The organism is Priestia sp. P5_B4 (assembly GCF_056400385.1).
Genome location: NZ_JBFULJ010000317.1, coordinates 1 through 4,047 on the forward strand (window position 1 = coordinate 1; position 4,047 = coordinate 4,047).

A 4,047-nucleotide genomic window follows, 5' to 3' on the forward strand; every position below is an offset into this window, starting at 1 on the left:
GTATCGTATTGCATTAGCAGGAAATCCGAACACAGGAAAAAGTACGTTATTTAATAGCTTAACCGGTCTCAAGCAGCATACGGGAAACTGGACGGGGAAAACCGTAGCCAAAGCAGAAGGGACGTTTGAACATCATCAGCAGCTCTACACAATCGTCGATTTGCCTGGAACGTATTCACTTTATTCAAACTCAGCGGACGAAGAAGTAGCGCGTGACTATATTTTATTTGAAAGACCTGACGTTACGGTTGTGGTGGTCGATGCAACGGCGATGGAGCGAAATCTTAATTTAGCGCTGCAGGTAATGGAAATGACTGAAAACGTCGTGATTTGCGTGAACTTAATGGATGAAGCAAAGAAAAAAGGAATTGTGATCAACGAAAAAAAGCTCGCTGAATCGCTAGGCGTACCGGTTGTGCCTATATCAGCACGTAATAAAAAAGGCATTACGAATTTGCTCGATGCAATTGAAGGAGTCGTGCGAGGGCAAGTAAATCTTAATCCTTACCAGGTGCAGTACACAAAAGAAATTGAAGCGTCACTAAAGGAGCTAGAGCCTCAAGTCGCTTCTATTGTGGGAAATCAATTTCCTTTGCGCTGGATTGCTTTACGGGTTCTTGATGGAGACACGTCATTTTTAGAAACCATTCAGCAGCGTCAGCAGCAAGATATCAGTCACACAGAAAGGAGGAACAGCGCATATGGGAAATCCGTTAACTCCTGAAAACGCATTAGCCATGGAACAGCTAACGCGCTATGCGCAGCAGGCAAAAGAAAAAGATCATCGTTCCAATATGGTCGCAAGCATTTACAAGTCGTCACAGCAAATATGTAAAAAATCAGTTGTGTACGAAGACCGCTCAAAGCTTCAGCGCACAGAAAAGTTAGATAAAGTCTTCACTTCGCCAATTTGGGGATTTCCGATTATGCTCGGTATTTTATCGGTCATCTTTTATATCACCATAGCCGGCGCAAACGTTCCTTCCGGATTAATCGCACAAGGATTTGGCTGGGCGGAAGGGTATTTAACAGCTTTCTTTCAAATGATGCATGCGCCGGAATGGCTGCACGGAATTCTTGTATTAGGACTGTTTCGAGGTACAGGATGGGTCATTAGCGTGATGCTGCCTCCGATGGCCATCTTTTTCCCGGTGTTTGCGCTTTTAGAAAACTATGGCTACTTGCCTCGGGTCGCGTTTAATATGGATCGTCTGTTCAAACGAGCAGGCGCACACGGCAAGCAGTCACTGACGATGGCGATGGGATTTGGATGTAACGCCGCAGCAATTATGTCAACGCGTATTATTGAATCGCCGCGTGAACGTATGATGGCGATTTTAACAAATAACTTTGTTCCGTGTAACGGCAGATGGCCTACGCTGATTTTGTTAGCTTCTTTATTTATGGCAACAGGCTTTACAGGGAGTGCTAAAACATTCGTAACGGCGCTTGTGGTAGTCGGAACAGTGTTATTCGGAATTGTGGTGACGCTGTTTGTATCGTGGGCACTTTCTAAAACGGCGCTGCGCGGAGTACCAACACACTATACGCTAGAGCTTCCGCCTTACCGCAAGCCGAAATTTGTTGATACGATTGTGCGCGCGACGCTGGATAAATCACTGTTTGTGTTAAAACGCGCGATTATTGTTGCAGCACCCGCGGCGGTGTTAACGTGGGTATTGGCTAATATCTATATCGGTGACACAAGTATTTTGATGCACTTCGTTCAGTTTCTTGATCCGTTCGCTAAGTCGCTGGGGCTAGACGGGTATATACTAGCTGCTTTTATCATTGGCTTGCCAGCAAATGAAATTGTTGTACCGGTTCTACTGATGGCGTATTTATCAACAGGCTCATTAATTGAAATTGAAGATGCAACTCGACTGAAGCAAATTTTCCTTGACCACCACTGGACGTGGCTAACAGCTCTTAACATGATGTTGTTTTCGCTTCTGCATTTTCCGTGCGGAACGACGCTTGTGAATATTTATAAAGAAACCAAAAATGTCAAGTGGACGTTTCTTGCTTTTACAATACCAACAGTGATTGCGATTGGCGTTACGTTTACGGTTGCTCAAGTGGTAAAAGCGTTTAACCTTATTTAAATATGATATAAAAGTGCAGGGTTTTAAAAAGAGCCCTGTATTTTTTATGAGTTGTTAATTAACTAGATTTTCAGTTTTATAATGTAAGATTGATTGATATTTTTTAGGAGAAATGGTAATTTGTATGATGTGTATTTGTTTTATGATACGCACACATGTAACTTCTGGGGGAGAACAACTATGGCGAAAAACAAGGCAGCAGAAACCATCTGCTGGCTGGCAATCCTTGCTCTCCTTATTCTCAGTATTGTAAATGTCGTTTATAAAGGTACAAAACAAACGCTTCTATTTACAAGAGATGAGCTGAAGTCTGGAGAAGTAAGCAAAAGCTGGGAATCATTTCGAAAAGAACAGCAGCTGTCACAGAACAATGCAAAAATAGAAGATTTTCGTTTAACGCTCGATAGGAATCAAAACATATCTTCTATGCGGTTTACAGTAATACATCCTTCTGATCATAACTCCTATACAATGCTAGATTACAGCTCTTGTTTTTTATGTGAAGACAAAGGAGAGGATCGTTTAACGGTTACAAGTGACAAAGTTGATCGAAAGCCTGCTCAATATGACCGATTAATGACCGCAGATGAGTTTTTTTCGWAGGTAGAGGTTCTTAATAATCAGCATTTCTTTACAACTAGTCGCTATGCGTACACGCACCTTTATTCTTCCGGTGAGTACGAGAATACGAGTTATGACKGCCCTTACTTTATTTTAGAGGGAACGGAGTTAAAACAACTACAAACCTCTCATGCTTCGGACAAAGATTATCGTAATTACGGCAGCATACAAGTGATTGGCAGCAACAGTTCGGGAAGCTATCAGACAAGCGAGGGTACGACCAAAAGCGTCATCATCAGGTAAAAAGAAGCTGCAGTTTACACTAAGAGAGATTAGTAGAAAAAAGCGCGGATAACGTGCTAAAAGGAGGCTGAGGGTGGGGATATTTTCTAATAAAATAGATTCAAAAAAAGCTAATAAGTATCAAACAAGGCTATACTCTTGTTTCACCATTCTCATCGTAGTGAATGTGATTAACAGCTGGTTTCTCGATTGGCTTTGGCTTTATATCACCACAAGTAGCGTTCTTGTTATACTCGTGATATTCCTGCTCAAAACACCTAAACGTGATTTAGATGAAGAGTGGAAGCAGCTAGAAATAGAGAAAGACGAGGCTTTTGAAAACAGAGTCAATTTGATGATGATGAATGGCCGAAGTGATGTGCAGGCTATTAAATACATACGAAAAGAAAAAAATCTTGGTCTGCTTCATGCGAAGCAGTATCTTGACCGTATTAAAGAATCAAAGAAATAATAAAAGCGACCTTTGACAAGCAGAGGTCGCTTTTTGATAGGCTATTTACTTTTTCTCGCCAACCGTCACTTTTTTCGTAAACATTTTCATGTCGCCTTTTATCGTCACATGAGCGGTAATCGTATATTCGCCGTTGTCTTTGAACGTATAGTCGATGCTGTATGCGCCGTTACCTTCGTGTTTTGCATCGATCATTTCCTGGTTAATATAGCCTTCTTTTTCAACTTGAATTTGTACGACGTCTGCATTTTCGATTTTTTTATCTCCTTGTGTAACGAGCACGTTAATAGATGTTTGTTCGTTTGCTTTAATAGTTTGCGGCACTTCAATTGTTCCTTTTACTTCCTGTGACTGTTGCTCATTTCCTTTTGAACAGCCGACCACGGCAATAAYTAAAACGAGCAGCAGCATGCTAAGCTTTTTCATAAATATCTCCTTTTTTATCTTATATCCTATTAGTGAATACATTTCTCCATAAAACTTTATCACTGAAGTCATAAAATAAAATCATCCCAATGAGTGATTTTTATGAGTGTGACGGCAAGAAACTTGACCGTTTTGTTACAAAAAATAGTTTATGATCGCAACGCAACTTTACAGCATTCTGTCTTGAGCTTAGGATTAAAC

5 protein-coding genes are annotated in these 4,047 nt (G+C 41.0%); 4 read left to right on the forward strand and 1 reads right to left on the reverse strand.

Annotated elements, in window-relative coordinates; all coding sequences use genetic code 11:
- The 4 genes from AC1DRF_RS18305 to AC1DRF_RS18320 all read left to right on the forward strand — a co-directional run.
- Positions 1–724, forward strand: a 724-nt coding sequence (locus AC1DRF_RS18305) for a FeoB small GTPase domain-containing protein (RefSeq protein ID WP_477741340.1), incomplete at its 5' end; no start/stop codon positions are given.
- Between the two features lie 13 nt (positions 725–737).
- Positions 738–2,105, forward strand: coding sequence for a nucleoside recognition domain-containing protein (locus AC1DRF_RS18310; protein ID WP_477741343.1), 1,368 nt, complete (start codon positions 738–740; stop codon positions 2,103–2,105).
- Positions 2,106–2,285: 180 nt separating this feature from the next.
- The gene (locus AC1DRF_RS18315; RefSeq protein ID WP_477741341.1) at positions 2,286–2,969 is read left to right on the forward strand and encodes a hypothetical protein; all 684 of its coding nucleotides are present in this window, start codon (positions 2,286–2,288) and stop codon (positions 2,967–2,969) included.
- 73 nt (positions 2,970–3,042) lie between these two features.
- The gene (locus AC1DRF_RS18320; protein WP_028409531.1) at positions 3,043–3,420 is read left to right on the forward strand and encodes a hypothetical protein; all 378 of its coding nucleotides are present in this window, start codon (positions 3,043–3,045) and stop codon (positions 3,418–3,420) included.
- 45 nt (positions 3,421–3,465) lie between these two features.
- Here the strand turns inward: AC1DRF_RS18320 and AC1DRF_RS18325 are convergent, their stop codons facing one another.
- A complete protein-coding gene (locus AC1DRF_RS18325) occupies positions 3,466–3,846 on the reverse strand; it encodes a FixH family protein (RefSeq protein WP_477741342.1) in 381 nt (126 codons plus the stop codon).
- Positions 3,847–4,047 lie beyond the last annotated feature (201 nt).

What these genes read in the sequence shown, in the direction of transcription:
- AC1DRF_RS18310 (WP_477741343.1), top strand. Translation starts at nt 738, where the DNA reads ATGGAACAGCTAACGCGCTATGCGCAGCAGGCAAAAGAAAAAGATCAT.